The organism is Gemmatimonas sp., assembly GCF_031426495.1.
GTDB lineage: Bacteria > Gemmatimonadota > Gemmatimonadetes > Gemmatimonadales > Gemmatimonadaceae > Gemmatimonas.
The window spans coordinates 47,864-62,145 of the sequence record NZ_JANPLK010000002.1 but is presented as its reverse complement, the minus strand read 5'-3'; the positions used below and the strand labels follow the sequence as shown (position 1 = coordinate 62,145).

The 14,282-nt window shown below is 64.7% G+C and carries 12 protein-coding genes; 6 read left to right on the top strand and 6 right to left on the bottom strand.

All coding sequences use genetic code 11. The annotated features are described in order from the left end of the window. Nucleotides 1-290 precede the first annotated feature (290 nt). The 3 genes from RMP10_RS00990 to RMP10_RS00980 are packed head-to-tail and all read right to left on the bottom strand — an operon-like array spanning nucleotide 291 to nucleotide 4,038. Nucleotides 291-1,226 (bottom strand): DUF1080 domain-containing protein, encoded by a 936-nt coding sequence (locus RMP10_RS00990; RefSeq protein WP_310568657.1) that lies wholly within the window; start codon nucleotides 1,224-1,226, stop codon nucleotides 291-293. Further along, nucleotides 1,223-1,723: a 2Fe-2S iron-sulfur cluster-binding protein gene (locus tag RMP10_RS00985; RefSeq protein ID WP_310568656.1), complete on the bottom strand. Its 501-nt coding sequence runs from the start codon at nucleotides 1,721-1,723 to the stop codon at nucleotides 1,223-1,225. The genes RMP10_RS00990 and RMP10_RS00985 overlap by 4 nt, the downstream gene beginning before the upstream one ends. After that, nucleotides 1,720-4,038, bottom strand: a complete 2,319-nt coding sequence (locus RMP10_RS00980) for a molybdopterin cofactor-binding domain-containing protein (protein WP_310568655.1) — start codon at nucleotides 4,036-4,038, stop codon at nucleotides 1,720-1,722. The genes RMP10_RS00985 and RMP10_RS00980 overlap by 4 nt, the downstream gene beginning before the upstream one ends. Nucleotides 4,039-4,137: 99 nt before the next feature. On the opposite strand from RMP10_RS00980, the gene RMP10_RS00975 reads away from it, so the two are divergent. After that, entirely contained in the window at nucleotides 4,138-4,539 is a 402-nt protein-coding gene (locus RMP10_RS00975) for a hypothetical protein (RefSeq protein ID WP_310568654.1), read from the top strand. Nucleotides 4,540-4,567: 28 nt separating this feature from the next. Here RMP10_RS00975 and RMP10_RS00970 read toward each other — a convergent pair whose 3' ends face one another. Then, nucleotides 4,568-6,142: a protein adenylyltransferase SelO family protein gene (locus tag RMP10_RS00970; RefSeq protein ID WP_310568653.1), complete on the bottom strand. Its 1,575-nt coding sequence runs from the start codon at nucleotides 6,140-6,142 to the stop codon at nucleotides 4,568-4,570. A gap of 82 nt (nucleotides 6,143-6,224) precedes the next feature. On the opposite strand from RMP10_RS00970, the gene msrB reads away from it, so the two are divergent. Together msrB and msrA are read left to right on the top strand one after the other, a co-directional pair. Next, nucleotides 6,225-6,668: a peptide-methionine (R)-S-oxide reductase MsrB gene (gene msrB / locus RMP10_RS00965; RefSeq protein ID WP_310568652.1), complete on the top strand. Its 444-nt coding sequence runs from the start codon at nucleotides 6,225-6,227 to the stop codon at nucleotides 6,666-6,668. Further along, nucleotides 6,665-7,162 (top strand): peptide-methionine (S)-S-oxide reductase MsrA, encoded by a 498-nt coding sequence (gene msrA / locus RMP10_RS00960; protein ID WP_310568651.1) that lies wholly within the window; start codon nucleotides 6,665-6,667, stop codon nucleotides 7,160-7,162. The genes msrB and msrA overlap by 4 nt, the downstream gene beginning before the upstream one ends. Before the next feature lie 158 nt (nucleotides 7,163-7,320). Here the strand turns inward: msrA and RMP10_RS00955 are convergent, their stop codons facing one another. Next, nucleotides 7,321-7,767: an SRPBCC domain-containing protein gene (locus RMP10_RS00955; RefSeq protein WP_310568650.1), complete on the bottom strand. Its 447-nt coding sequence runs from the start codon at nucleotides 7,765-7,767 to the stop codon at nucleotides 7,321-7,323. 118 nt (nucleotides 7,768-7,885) lie between these two features. Between RMP10_RS00955 and RMP10_RS00950 the strand changes: the two genes are divergently transcribed. Further along, a complete protein-coding gene (locus RMP10_RS00950) occupies nucleotides 7,886-8,470 on the top strand; it encodes a hypothetical protein (RefSeq protein ID WP_310568649.1) in 585 nt (194 codons plus the stop codon). A 21-nt stretch (nucleotides 8,471-8,491) separates the two neighbouring features. After that, nucleotides 8,492-11,902 (top strand): hypothetical protein, encoded by a 3,411-nt coding sequence (locus tag RMP10_RS00945; protein WP_310568648.1) that lies wholly within the window; start codon nucleotides 8,492-8,494, stop codon nucleotides 11,900-11,902. A 110-nt stretch (nucleotides 11,903-12,012) separates the two neighbouring features. Here RMP10_RS00945 and RMP10_RS00940 read toward each other — a convergent pair whose 3' ends face one another. Beyond that, the gene (locus RMP10_RS00940; protein ID WP_309670382.1) at nucleotides 12,013-12,396 is read right to left on the bottom strand and encodes a Rid family detoxifying hydrolase; all 384 of its coding nucleotides are present in this window, start codon (nucleotides 12,394-12,396) and stop codon (nucleotides 12,013-12,015) included. 94 nt (nucleotides 12,397-12,490) lie between these two features. Here RMP10_RS00940 and RMP10_RS00935 point away from each other — a divergent pair, with 94 nt between their 5' ends. After that, the gene (locus tag RMP10_RS00935) at nucleotides 12,491-14,242 is read left to right on the top strand and encodes an HDOD domain-containing protein (protein WP_310568647.1); all 1,752 of its coding nucleotides are present in this window, start codon (nucleotides 12,491-12,493) and stop codon (nucleotides 14,240-14,242) included. The last annotated feature ends 40 nt before the right edge of the window (nucleotides 14,243-14,282 follow it).

Below are 14,282 nucleotides of genomic sequence, written 5' to 3'. Positions count from 1 at the left end.
TACGCCGATGGCCACCTTCGCCTCTCTGAACGCCGTCGTCATCGTCTCGAACGGGCGGACTGTCACGAAACGCTTGCGATGCAACTGCGTCGACTCGTGTGCCTCCTCGACGATAGTCAGTACGCAACGGACAAGCGCGAGCCATTCTCTTCGCTTGCGAAGCCTACACTGATTCTGCATTTGCGACGCGCTGACAGTAAAGAGACAGCGCACAACGGCGACTTCTCGCGTCCTCGTTGCGCACTGTCCAATTCATTCGGAACTCCGACACGTGCCGCGCGCTGCGCGCGTTACGGCTTGACCGGCGTGATCACGAGGTTGCGATACTCCACCGTGGTGTGATCGCCCTGCAGATAGATCGGCCCCGGCGCCCCTTCGTCGCTGTCGAGCGCGCCGCCGGTGATGCCGGGAATGACCTGATCGGCGATGACGGTCTTGCCATTCAGCACCACCGTCACGCGACGACCGATGAGCGTGATGTCATACGTGTTCCACACGCCCGGGCCCTTGGCTGCGTTCTCGTTGGGCACGAGAAATCCGTACACGCCACCGATGTGCGTCGAGTTGAGCTCGGTGTCACTGATGTCTTCGACCTGCACTTCGTGCCGGCCGCGCAGATACACGCCGCTGTTGCCGTTCTTCGGGTAGCGGAACTCGATGTGCAGCGTGAAGTCGGTGTACTTGGCGTCGGTCATCAGGTTGGCGCCGGGCTTGGAGTTGGTGAGCACCGAGCTCACCACCTTCCAGTTGTTCGTGCCGCCGAACGATGTCCAACCGCTCAGATCACGGCCATTGAACAACGTGACCGGTGCGCCCCAGACCGGCGCGGTCGCACGACGTAACGCCGGTGCGCGCTTGCCCGTGAACGCTTGACGTTCGCCGCCCGACGTCACGATGGTGCCGGTGAGCAGGTCGTTGGCCACCGTGCCCTCGAATGTCATGTCGTTGTTCGCGGCATCCCACTGCGGCGGGATGGCGAAGCGCATGGTGTTGTTGGTGTAGGTGACCTTCGCAATCGGTCGTGCACTGCCGCCGCCGGCCACGAAGCGGCCCACCAGCGTGCGATTTCCCGACAGCGACACTTCCACCCACGACGGATACGGCCCGTTGTCGCCTTGCACCGTGAGATCCCATCGTCCGATCACGGGGGCGTTGGCCTGAGCACCGGCGGTCATTGAGAGCGAAGCGATGAGGGCAGCACTCACGATGGCGAAATGGCGGGTCATCCGGTCGATCCTTTGGAAAGTGTAGGGAGCGCCTCCGCGGCACGATGAATCGCGGCGCGAATGCGTGGATACGTGCCGCATCGGCAGAGATTCGCCTGCATGGCCGTGTCGATGTCGTCATCGGTCGGTGTCGCTTTTGCGTTCAGCAGCGCCACGGCCGACATCACCTGTCCCGACTGACAGTACCCGCACTGCGGTACGTCGAGCGCGGCCCAACTGCCTTGCACCGCTTCTGCTACTGGTCCGTGAAGTCCTTCGATGGTGGTGATCGCCTTGCCAGCGACGGCCGACACCGGCGTGACGCACGAGGGCACGGGCACGCCGTCTACGTGCACCATGCACGCACCGCACGCCGCGATGCCGCAGCCGAACTTCGTGCCGGGTAGCCCAAGCGTCTGCCGCAACACCCAGAGCAACGGCGTGTCGGCATCGACGGTGACCGACGCCGGAGTGCCGTTCACCACCAGCGCGATCGGATCAACGTTCGGCGCCGTCATGACGAGGCCTCACTGGGCATACGTAACGGCAGCGAGCGCAGGCGCGTGCCGGTGAGCATGAACAGCGCGTTCGCTACGGCCGGCGCGATGGGTGGAAGTCCCGGCTCGCCAACGCCAGACGGCACGTCGAGACTGGGCACAATATGTGTTTCGATCACGGGGCATTCGTTGATGCGAAGCAACCGATAGTCCTGAAAGTTCGACTGGCGCGGCGCGCCGCCCTCGATCACCAGTTCGCCGTTGAGAGCGGCCGAAAGTCCGTCGATGATACCGCTCTCGATTTGCTGCGTGATGATGTTCGGATTCACCGCGAGTCCACAGTCGACCGCAGCTACCACGCGATGTACGCGAATGCGCCCGTCGGCCGCCACCGAGACTTCGGCGACTTCCGCCACGATCGAACCGAAGGCGGCGTGCAGCGCGATGCCGCGCGCACGGGGGCGGCCGTCCGGTGCCGGCGTGAGTGGTGTACCCCAGCCACTCTTCTCCGTCGCGAGCTGCAACACACGCAACGCGCGCGGATGCGACTGCAGCATGGCGGCCCGATACGCCGCCGGATCCTGCTTGGCGGCCGATGCGAGTTCGTCGATGAAGCACTCCACGAAGAATGCCTGATGCGAGTGCCCCACGCTGCGCCACGAGCCCACGGGAATCGCACTCTCGGTTTCACTGTGCGACGCGTGCAGCGCGGGAAAGGCATAGGGTTGATCCCACGTGCCTTCGCTCGACGTACGATCGGGCCCCGACTGCGTGAGCAGGAACCCGACGCGCTTGCTGTACGCTTTGAACGGCGCTTGTCCGGCGGAATGCGTCAGGAATGCCGTGACGCGTCCCTCGGCGTCGAGCGCCGCGCGCAACCGAGACATCGTGGCCGGACGATAGAAGTCGTGTCGTATGTCGTCTTCGCGCGACCAGATCAGCTGCACGGGCACTCCCGGCGCCGTCTTCGCGATCGCTGCGGCCTGCGCGATGTAGTCCACATCAAGCCGTCGACCGAAGCCGCCACCGAGGATGTGCTGATGCACGGTGACCCGTTCGTCGTCGAGGCCAAGCACGTGCGCCACCGCAGCGCGCGCGTAGCCTGGGACCTGCGTGCCGGTCCACAGCTCGGCCCCGTCGTTCGACACACGTACCGTAGCGTTCATCGGCTCCATCGTGGCGTGCGCGAGGTACGGTGCTTCGTATGTGGCGTCGACGGTGCGTGATGCCGCCGCGAGTACTTTCTTGGCGCCACCGTAAACGCGCAGCGGCATGCCGTCGTCGTTGCGCAGCGTGCTGCGAATGTCCTGCAGCACGGTTACGGTCGACACCGCGCTGCTGCCTGCAGTCGTTCCCGCTGCGGTCGCCGTTGCCAATGCTTGCGCCGCCTTGTGCGCCTGCCACCAGGACTCGGCCACCACCGCCAGCGCTGGTGGATCGCCGTACCTGCTGCCGGGCAGCGACACCACGGCCCGCACACCAGGCATCGTGCGGCTCCGGGCCATCTGCGCTGCCGTAGCCGACGGTGCCGTGCTGGCACCGAACGGACTCATGACCACGGCGGCATACAGCATGTTGGGCATCGATACGTCGATGCCATACGTCGCAGTGCCATTCGATTTGGCCGCCGAATCGAGACGCGGCATCGGTTTGCCGACCACGGTGAAGTTGGCGGCGGCCTTGAGCGTGATTGTGCTGGGGCGATGCTGCACCGCTTGCGCCGCCAGTTCGCCGAAGCGCAACCGACGACCGTCGGCACTGATCACCGCACCCTGTTCGGCGCGACACGTGGATGCCGCGACACCCCAACTGGCGGCCGCGGCGGCAATCAGTGACGCCCGCGCCGACGCGCCAGCTTCACGCATCGGCATCCAGCAATCGCGCACACTCGACGATCCACCCGTCATCATCACGCCCAGCTCACGCGCGGTCTTGGCCATCATCCAGCGGATCCCGCGCACGAGCGTGTCATCGGCTTCGGGGGCGAAGGGCAGCCCCTCTACCAGTGCCGAGACATTGCCGTAGATCTTGTCGATCGGGCTGTGCTCCACCCGCACCCGGGCCCAATCGCAATCGAGTTCTTCGGCCATGAGCATCGCCAACGCGGTGTGCGTGCCCTGACCCATCTCGGCTTTGGGCACGACCACCGTGATCGTGTCATCAGGGGCGATGATGAGCCAGCCGTTGAGCGCGACGGCCTTGCCGCCGGTATCGGTGCCACCGCTTTCGGGGAGTGTGCTCCCGACGAGCCGCTGACGCGGGGGGAGCAGCGCCCAGCCCAGGAACAGCGCACCTCCGGTACCCAGCCCGGCCAGCAAAAAAGTGCGGCGTTTCATGTTCTCATCGGCTCGGCGTCATATTGTTCTCTGCTCCACCTGAAGATGCGGCACAAACTCCCCGCCGACTACTCCCCGCCTTTCTACGCCAGATCGCTGATGCGTTCGTCCATGACACCGGTGTCCCGCGCGCTCCTGCTGCTGACCGCGATCGGCTGCCTGGCCTGCGGTGAGAAGGCCGCACCGGTCGCCAAGTCTCAGACGCTCGGTCCGGAAGACATGCAGCTTGTGTCGTCGGACAAGAGCTTTGCGCTGGAGCTGATCGGTGACTCCGTGCACGTGTACATGCCGGGTAGTCGGGTAAGCGTGCCGTCCACGTACATCGAGAACATGAAGTACGCTGACGGCCGACTGCGCTTTGATATTCGCGGACTCGGCGTGCGCATTTTTGAAGTGGGCGACGGCACCGAGCAGGGCGCGGCCATCAGCCAGCAGGAGGCGCTGCTGTTCATGGCCGGCGTGACGCGCAATCAGGCCAAGCAGGAGAACGCAGGCAAGTAACAAAGACGGTCGGCCACTAAGAACTGCGCTACGAACTGCAGCTCAACATCGAACACCCCGCCTTCACCCGCGCCCACTCCGGTCGGCGCGCGGCGAAGTGTGCACGTTCGGGCTGCTCGTCATACGGCCGCCGCATGACGTCGAGCAACGTGTGCACGAGTGACGCATCACCTTCGGTTGCGGCGTCGATGGCCTGCTGCGCCAGATAATTGCGCAGTACATAGCGCGGATTCACGGCGTGCATCGCCACGCGGCGCTCGTCCGCGCTGCGACCATGCGTTGACACCAGCGCGTGCCAGCGATGCAACCACGCATCGAGTGCGCCGGCCTTGGCGTCACGTTTGGCGTCGTCGTAGAACACGTCGCCGAGTGCGCTGATCGCGTTGTCCACCGGCAAGGTGTCGCCGATGTCGCCGAGCGCGCGGAAGAACAGCGTGTAGTCCACCTCCGCCTCGTACAACAACGCGAAACTTTCACGTACCAGCAGCTGCTCGGCCTCACCGCGCGCTACGAACCCGAACTTAGCGGCGTTCATCGCTTCGTACTCGGCCATGTATACGTCGCCGAACCGCTCGAGGGCGCTCTGCAACACGTCGCCCGTCTCGAAGAGAGGCGCTATGGCCTCGGCCAGACGCACGAGGTTCCACTGCGCGATCGCCGGCTGCTGACCGAAGCGATAGCGCCGCGTGCTGGCGTCGGTGGTGTTGGGCGTCCACGTGGGATCGAAGTTGTCGAGCCACCCGTACGGACCGTAGTCGATCGTGAGTCCCAGGATCGACATGTTGTCGGTGTTCATCACGCCGTGCACGAAGCCCACGCGCATCCAGTGCACGATCATGTGGGCGGTGCGTTCGCACACCTCGGCGAACCACGCCACGCGACGCTCGGTGGTATCGGCGATACCAGCCAACTGCGGAAAGTCGCGCGCGATGGTGAAATCGACGAGCTGCGTCAGCAACGCGAGGTCATCGCGCGCGGCGAGAATCTCGAAGTTGCCGAAGCGGATGAACGACGGCGCCACACGACACACGATGGCGCCCGGTTCCGGTGCCGCGTTGCCGTTGTAGAACATGTCACGCACGACTTGGTCACCGGTCGTCACGAGCGACAGGGCGCGGGTGGTCGGCACGCCCAGATGATGCATCGCTTCGCTGCACAGGAACTCGCGAATCGACGAGCGCAGCACGGCGCGGCCGTCGGCGGTGCGTGAGTACGGTGTGGGACCGGCGCCCTTGAGCTGCAGCTCCCACCGCTCTCCGGCGGCGTTCACGACTTCACCCAGCGACATGGCCCGTCCGTCGCCCAGCTGGCCGGCCCAGTTCCCGAACTGATGCCCGCCGTAGCAGGCTGCAAACGGGGCCATGCCGGGCAGCAGCTCGTTCCCCGCGAACACGCGGGCAAACGCCGGTGACTGCACGTCAGGCTCAGCGATCCCGACCAGCGCGGCGACCTCGTGCGCGTGGGCGACCAGCGCGGGGCCGGCCACGGGAGTGGGAGCGGCCGCGCTCCAGGCGGCACCGAGCACCTGCCGGCGTCGGTTCGACCGGTCAGGGTCTCCGGGGAGCTCGGTGACGAAGCGATTGTCGAAGCGGAGATTCTGCACGCTTGTAAAATAGGGACGTGCGATGCTCATGGGCACTCTGTCGTGGGCACTCTGGGCCCCGGTTCTGTGTATATCCTGCACTATGTCAGATTTCAAAAAGCCTCCTGTTGACGAACTGGCTCGGACGCTCACGCGCGAGCAGTTCACGGTCACCCAGCAGTCGGGAACCGAGCCGCCATTCCGCAATGCATTCTGGGATCACCACGAAGACGGCATCTACGTCGATATCGTGAGTGGTGAGCCGCTGTTTTCGTCGCTCGACAAATTCGACTCCGGTTGCGGCTGGCCGAGCTTTACGAAGCCGGTGGCACCGCAGGTGCTGGAGAAGGAAGACCGCACGCACGGTATGCGCCGGGTGGAAGTGCGGTCGAAGGATGCCGACTCGCATCTGGGTCACGTGTTCGACGACGGCCCGCGCGAAGCCGGTGGGCTTCGCTACTGCATCAACTCCGCGTCATTGCGTTTCATTCCGCTCGAGCAGCTCGAAGCGGAAGGGTATGGCGATTTCCGCAAGTTGTTCGTATGAGCGAGAAGAAGACTGAAGTCGCGATCCTGGCCGGCGGATGCTTCTGGGGCGTGGAAGAAATTCTGCGCGCCCTGCCGGGGGTACTCGACACCGACGTGGGCTACACGGGTGGTTGGCTCGAGCACCCGGTGTACGACGACACGCACGACAGCGCATCGGGACACGCCGAAGCGGTGCGCATCGTGTTCGATCCCACGGTGCTGAGCTTCGAGTCGTTGCTGGAGAACTGGTTCTTCCGGTTGCACGACCCGACCACGTTGAACCGTCAAGGCAACGATGTGGGCACGCAGTATCGCTCATCGATTTTCTACACCACGCCGGAGCAGCGTGAGACGGCGGAGATCGTGAAGGCGCGCGTGGCGCAATCGGGCTTATGGAAGCGGCCTATTACAACTGAGATCGCGCCGGAAGCGACGTGGTGGACCGCCGAGGGCGAGCACCAGGATTTCCTGCAGAAGAATCCGTACGGGTACAATTGTCATTACATGCGGTAATCTCGAACAGCCAAAACAACCGCAACTGCAACAGCGGGAACACGGATCAAAAATCGATTTCACCGATCACACAGATAAACAAAAAGCGATTTTGCTTATCTGTGTAATTCGTGTCATCGAGTTTGAATCTGTGTTCCCGCTGTTGCTTTTCGAGCGATCTAGCCGTTTAGCACCGCCGCCAGCCGCGAAAGGTGCGTGCTCCAGCCGTCGATGTGCGCCTGCATGAGTGATTCGCGGCGATCGTCGGGTAGAGCGAGCCAGCCGCGGTGTTCGAGGTGCAGTTCGCAGCGGGGCGAGGGCGCCTCGGCCACGTTTACGAGTTGCCACGACACACCGGTCACGGCGATCCAGTCGTCGTCGGCCCACGTAAACGCGATCACGTGTGGTGGCTCACAGACGACGATCCGTCCCACCGTGGTAACCGTGCGGTCGCCTTCCATCCATTGCTCGCGCAGGTGACCGCCCGCGAACGTGTCGAGGGTGACGTGGCCACCCCACCAGCGGGCCAGACCGGCAGGAGCGGTGAGCACGTTCCAAGCGTCGGTTGCGCCCGCGTTGAGCGTGACGGCCAACCGGAAGAGATCGGGCTCTCGCGAGACCAGCATCGAACAGACTCCTCATCGGCAGGGCATGGACGGCGCGGGACGGACTCGCCACATTAGCCCTCCGCCGATCGTTTGGGCAACTGCTACGGTGTCCGTGGCTCGCGAGGCAACAGGACCGATGACTCCAGATACTCCTCGTCTCAGCGATCTTCGGCTGGATGATCATGCGTCGCCGCAACGGCTTGCGCGCTGGATTGCGTTCGTCGGTGTGACCGACGCGCCGACGCCGCGCGAGAACGTGCGATTCGCGCTGGCGTTCTTCGAGCGCACCATGCGCGGGCTGCCGGTCGGGCATGCCATGGGCTTCCTGAAGGCGATGGATCTCTCGAAGCCCGTATCGCTCTATCCGATTCGCGTCGGCGCCAAGGTGATCGCCTTTCGATTCCCATCCGAGGCCGAGTTCAAGCTGTTCTACACGCTGCCGGGTGGCTCTCCGTATGAAAGTGGCATTCTGCCCGACGGCCGACAGTGTGTCCAGTTCCGTGCCCGGGCCGCGGGCGAAGCGCTGCATAGCTATACCACCGGCGCCACCGATCACTGGTCGCGCTACGACGCGCTGCCGCCGGGCAGCGCGTGGCACACGCAGAACTCCGTCTCGCCGCAGCTCGGCGAGATCGGCTTTCTGGTGCGCGGCGGTGGACCACAATTGCTCATCCCGAACGCCTGGGCGATGCTCGACGTGATTGCGCCGGGCACGCGCTGACCACCCCCTCTGAATCTCTTCATGTCCAGGACACTGCACCGACGTGCCGCTTCGCTGACTGCGCTCTCGCTCCTGTGTGCACCTATCGCGGCGCGCGCGCAGGAATTCGACAAGCTGCACTTCCGCTCCATCGGACCCGCCACGATGTCGGGGCGCATCTCCGACCTCGCGATCTACGAGGCCAATCCGGCCATCTGGTACGTCGGTTCGGCCCACGGCGGCGTGTGGAAGACCACCAGCAACGGCGCGATCTTCACGCCGCTCTTTCAGGATCAGGGATTGATCGCGATCGGTGACGTGGCCGTGTCGCAGATCAACCCCGATCTCGTGTGGGTGGGCACCGGCGAGTCGAACAATCGTCAGAGCACGTCGTGGGGCAGCGGTATCTACAAGTCGACCGACGGCGGCAAGACGTTCGCGATGATGGGGCTGCCGCAGTCGAAGCACATCAATCGCATCGTCATTCATCCCACCAACAACGATGTGGTGTTGGTGGCGTCCACCGGTCCGTTGTTCGGTCCCGGCGGTGAGCGTGGCGTGTACAAGACCACCGACGGTGGCAGGAGCTGGAAGCAGGTGCTCAAGGTGGACGACGAAACGGGTGCGAATGAACTCGTGATGTCGGCGACCGATCCGAACATTCTGTTCGCCAGTACGTATCAGCGTCGTCGCACGGCCTGCTGCATGAACGGTGGTGGTCCCGGCAGTGCGCTGTGGAAGTCGACCGACGGCGGTGACACGTGGACCAAGGTGACCGGCACCGGATTCCCCGCGGGCCCGCTCGGCCGTATTGCGGTGGACGTGTTCCGTCAGAGCTCAAACATTGTGTATGCCACCGTGGAAGGCCCCGCACCTGGTGCACAGCGTGCGGCGGCCGCCACGGAAAACATGGAAGCCGCACCGGCTGCGCCAGTGGCCGCACCAGCGGCGCGTGGTGTGGTAGCCGGTGTGTCGGGCCTCTATAGGTCCACCGACGGCGGCGCCACGTGGACGAAGCAGAGCAACACAAACGCGCGCCCGATGTACTTCAGCCAGTTGCGCATCGATCCGGTGAATCCGGAGCGGATCTACATGGGCGGTGTCGGCTTGCATCTCTCGGTTGATGGCGGGCGCAACTTCGAAACCGATGCGGCGCTCGTCACGCACGACGACGTGCACGGCATCTGGATCGATCCGAAGAATCCCGATCATGTGATTATCGGCAACGACGGTGGTCTGGCCACGTCGTACGACATGAGCCGCACCTGGCAGTTCATCGAGAACGTGCCGGTGGGACTGTTCTACCACGTGGGCTTCGACATGGAAACGCCGTACAATGTGTGCGGCGGTATGCAGGACAACTACGACTGGTGTGGCCCGAGCGCGTCGCGCATGAATCGCGGCATCTTCAACTACGACTGGTTCCAGATTCTTGGCGGCGACGGCTTCGTGGCCATTCCTGACCTGCGTGACTCGCGCATCATCTACACCGAGTCGCAGGACGGCAACATGGTCCGTCGCAACAAGGTGACCGGTGAATCGAAGCCGATTCGCCCCACGCCGCAGAACGTGGTGAACGCCACGGCCGGCGAAGCGTACCGCTTTCATTGGGATACGCCGCTCATGCTGTCGCCGAACGATCCCGGCGTACTGCTGGCCGCGGCCAATCGCGTGTTCCGCAGCACCGATCGTGGTGACTCGTGGACGGCGATCAGCCCTGATCTCACCAAGAACGAGAAGCGCGACAGCATCGTGACGATGGGCCTCAAGGGCAGCGACATCGCGATCTCGCGCAACGACGGCATTTCGCAGTGGCCAACGATTGTGTCGCTGTCGGAGTCGCCGAAGCAGAAGGGCGTGTTTTACACCGGCACCGACGACGGCACGGTGAGCATGTCGAAGGACAACGGGGCCACGTGGCAGAACATCACGAAGAACCTGCCGGGCTTCCCCGCCGGCCATGCGTTCGTATCGGAAGTGGTGCCGTCGCGCTTTGAGTCGGGCACGGTGTACATCACCGTCGCGAACTATCGGCAGAACGACTACGCGCCGTATGTGTGGATGAGCACCGACTTCGGCGCGACGTTCCGCGCGATCACGTCCGGGCTTGCCGGTGAGGTGGTTCGCACACTCACCGAAGACACGCGCAATCCGGATGTGCTGTACGTGGGCACCGAGACGGGCATCTTCCTCACGCTCGATCGTGGAAAGTCGTGGAAGCGCCTGAAGGCGAACTTCCCCACGGTACGCGTGGACGAGCTCACGATTCATCCGCGCGACAACGCGCTGTTGGTGGCCACGCATGGTCGCGCGCTGTGGATTCTCGATCACCTCGAGCCGATCCAGGAGTTCAACACGGCGCAGAAGGCCGATGCCACGCTGTTCACGCCGGGCCCGTCGTTGCAGTGGAAGGCCAAGGACGACCGCAACGACGAGTTCTGGGGACATCAGTTCTTCACCGGTGAGAACCCGCCCACGGAAACGGTGCTGCAGCTGCACCTGAAGAAGGCGGTCACCAACCCGATGCTGCGCATCAGCGATGCGAGCGGCGCGGTGGTGCGTGAACTCGCGGTGCCGGCCGCGAAGAACGTGGCGGGCATTCAGACGGTGTGCTGGGATCAGCGCGTGGAGCCGATCCGTGATGCCGCGCCGGTCGGCGGTCCTCCGGCTGGTGGTCCTCCGGCTGGTGGACCTGGCGGCGGGGGTGGCGGATTCGGCGGTGGTGGTCGTGGTCCGCTGGCCGGCATGCCGACGCCGTTGCCGACGGTGGGCTATCTCCCCGAGAATCCATGTGCCGCGCCGGCTGGTGGAGCGGGCGGCGGCGGATTTGGTCGGGGGGGCGGTGGCGCCAATCAGGGGCCGCAGGTGTTGCCGGGCACGTACACGGTGGCGCTGGTGATCGACGGCAAGACGATAGAATCGAAGCCGCTCACGATCGTCATGGACCCGCTGGTGCAGTTCACGGCGGCGCAGCGGGTGTCGTATAACGCCCTCGCTACGGAACTGCACACCGCGCATCAGGCGGGCGCGGCGGCGGCGGCGCCGATGACGGCACTACTGGCCGAAGTGCGAAAGGCGGCGGCCAAGATGGACTCTACGCCGACACTCGCCGATAGCGTGAAGACGCAGTTCGCGGCCTTCCGGAAGGACTTCGACTTGGTCCGCGCGAAGCTCGGCGCGGGTGCGCCGGCGGTGGCGTTCGGCCCGGGCGGTGGCGGCGGCGGGGGCTTCGGTACCAACGACGCCAACGTGCTGGCGCGACTGGGCGCCGTGAAGAGCGGCATGCTCGGTGTGTGGGAGACGCCGAGCGAGTCGGTGCGAAGCCAAGCGGCGTCGGCGAAGACGGCGGTTGAGGCGGCGGTGGCCGAGTCGAAGACGTTCATGACGCGGGCGCGTGCGATGAGCGCGCTGCTAGCGGCCAACGGCATCACGCTCACGGTGCCGGCGAACTAACGGTTCGACACCGAACAGATAGTTCGTCGAATGAAAGACATAAGGGGCCGGTCCACAAGCGACTCATGTGGACCGGCCCCTCGTGACGTAATCGACGATCTGTCAGCGCGTTACGGCCGCTTGGCCACCAATTCGATCTCCACCGAAGCGTTGAGCGGCAGGCCGGCCACGGCGACCGTGGTGCGGGCCGGGAAAGGGGCCGAAAAGCGCGTGGTGTAGGCCGCGTTCATGGCGGAAAAGTTCGCCATGTCGGTGAGGTACACGTTGCACTTGATCACGTCGTCCATGGTCAGGCCGGCGTCTTCGACTACGGCCTGCAGGTTGTCGAACACCCGGTGCGTCTGCGCGGTGACGTCGCCGTCGATGAGCTTGGTGGTGGCCGGGTCGATGGGCGTCTGACCGGAGCAGTACAGCAGGTCACCCGCCCAGACGGCGTGCGAGTACGGACCGATGGCGGCGGGACCGCGCGGGCTGAAGGCAGCAGAACGGGGCATGGAAAGTCGGGAGGGTGGTGGGACCGTGACGTGACGCTCAGAGATTGTATCGACGGACGCAAGAGCGGTCTACGTGGTGCCGATACTCGGGGTGATGCCAGCCAACGTCCCACACCTGCAGATCGAACCGGTCGACCCCGAAGAATCACCCGTGCGCGCGCGCATGAGCCGCATTCTCGAGGGCAGCGATTTCCCGGCGTTGTCGAAGCAGATCATCGAGACGATCTCTGCCCTGGACGATGACGCCAGCTCGCTGCAGCGCCTGGCCAACGTGGTGCTGCGCGAATACAGCCTCACGTTGAGTGTCGTGCGGACCGCCAATAGTGCGCACTACCGGCGGTCTGGGCGCTCCATTCAAAGCGCGACGCACGCGATGATGATGCTGGGCGCGAAGACCGTGCGTCAGCTGGCTAGCAGCTTGCTGCTCTTCGAGAACTTTCATCGCCGCTCGCCGGCGCTGAAGGAGCTGATGCTGCAGTCGCTGCTCACGGCGAATCACGCGCGCGAAGTGGCGAACAAGCTGGGCATGGAGGAGCCGGAAGAGGCTCACCTATGCGGCATGTTCCGCAACTTGGGCGAAGTGTTGATCGCCTGTCATTTCGGCGAAGACTACGCGCGCATCCAAACGATGATGCACGACGAGGGCAAGTCGGAGACGGGTGCCACCAAGGCCGTGCTGGGTTTCCCGTACGCCGATCTCGGCGCCGAGGTATCGAGGCACTGGGGCATGCCGGAAGCGGTGGTGCAGGGCATGAGGGCGCGCGCGTCCACGTCGGTGTCGTTGTCGGCGGCGGTGACGGCGTTCAGTCATGACCTCACGGTGGCACTGTACAATCAGGAGCAGACGCCCGATGCCGCGGGTGTGGCGCTGGAAGCGGTGATCGAGCGGCACAGTGCGAAGATCAAGATCAGTCGCGAGCACGTGCGCGAGGTGATCGCGTCGGCGCTGAACGAAACGCGCGAACTGTTCTCGAGCTTGCACATTCCGAGCGATCGCATGCGATTCAAGCAGCTCTCCGAATCGGCACGGTCGGCAATCGGTGCGGCGGCTTTCGAAACCGGCGAATGGGCGGCCGTGACGGCGTCGAGCGAAGACGATGCGTTGCAGTTGCGCGATCGCCTGCGACAGGAACTCGAGAGCGCTGCCGATGCTTCGTCGGGCACGGCACTTGGCGACGTGTTGCTGCTGGCGCTGGAAGGTGCGCTGCGCGGTGGCCCGTTCGATCGCGTGATCGTGTGCATCCTCGACGCCGACAAGGGTCGACTGGTGGCGCGCTCGGGACTCGGTGACGGTATCGAAGCGCTACTGCCGCACTTCGACTTCCCGATGAACATCCGCGGCGGTCCGGTGGTGACCGCCACGCAGCAGCGCGCGCCGATCTACCTGCCCAACGACCGCAGCATGAACGCGATCGAAGCGCGGTGGGCCGGCACGCTGCGCGTGGCACAGTTCGGCGTGTTCCCGATCGTCGTGTCGGGCAAGATCGTGGGATGCCTGTATGTGGACCGCGCGATGGATGGCGAGATGGCAGCGATCACACCCGATCGCGCCGCGCTGCGCTACGTGAAATCGCTGAGTGAGATCGTGGTCACGGCGATCGCGGCGCGGCGTCGGTTGTCCACGGCGGTACCGGCCGAGCCGGTGCGAGAGACGCCGAAGAGCGCGGTGCCGGCGGCGGCTGGTGTGGAGCCTGCACGCTCAGGCGCAGATCGGGTGGCGTTGGTGTTGCAGTTGCTGCAGGGGGCGTCGAGTGACGCTGTATCGAAGGAGAGCGGGGTGCCGGTAGCGCAGCTCGAGGCGTGGCGGGCGGAAGTGCTGGCCGCGGCGGCGGCGCGACTGCAGTGAGATTGGTGGGACACTGAACTGCTTGACCGCGGATTTGCGC

What these genes read in the sequence shown, in the direction of transcription:
- RMP10_RS00990 (WP_310568657.1), bottom strand. Translation starts at nt 1,226, where the DNA reads ATGACCCGCCATTTCGCCATCGTGAGTGCTGCCCTCATCGCTTCGCTC.
- RMP10_RS00985 (WP_310568656.1), bottom strand. Translation starts at nt 1,723, where the DNA reads ATGACGGCGCCGAACGTTGATCCGATCGCGCTGGTGGTGAACGGCACT.
- RMP10_RS00980 (WP_310568655.1), bottom strand. Translation starts at nt 4,038, where the DNA reads ATGAAACGCCGCACTTTTTTGCTGGCCGGGCTGGGTACCGGAGGTGCG.
- RMP10_RS00975 (WP_310568654.1), top strand. Translation starts at nt 4,138, where the DNA reads ATGCGTTCGTCCATGACACCGGTGTCCCGCGCGCTCCTGCTGCTGACC.
- msrB (WP_310568652.1), top strand. Translation starts at nt 6,225, where the DNA reads ATGTCAGATTTCAAAAAGCCTCCTGTTGACGAACTGGCTCGGACGCTC.
- msrA (WP_310568651.1), top strand. Translation starts at nt 6,665, where the DNA reads ATGAGCGAGAAGAAGACTGAAGTCGCGATCCTGGCCGGCGGATGCTTC.
- RMP10_RS00955 (WP_310568650.1), bottom strand. Translation starts at nt 7,767, where the DNA reads ATGCTGGTCTCGCGAGAGCCCGATCTCTTCCGGTTGGCCGTCACGCTC.
- RMP10_RS00950 (WP_310568649.1), top strand. Translation starts at nt 7,886, where the DNA reads ATGACTCCAGATACTCCTCGTCTCAGCGATCTTCGGCTGGATGATCAT.
- RMP10_RS00945 (WP_310568648.1), top strand. Translation starts at nt 8,492, where the DNA reads ATGTCCAGGACACTGCACCGACGTGCCGCTTCGCTGACTGCGCTCTCG.
- RMP10_RS00940 (WP_309670382.1), bottom strand. Translation starts at nt 12,396, where the DNA reads ATGCCCCGTTCTGCTGCCTTCAGCCCGCGCGGTCCCGCCGCCATCGGT.
- RMP10_RS00935 (WP_310568647.1), top strand. Translation starts at nt 12,491, where the DNA reads ATGCCAGCCAACGTCCCACACCTGCAGATCGAACCGGTCGACCCCGAA.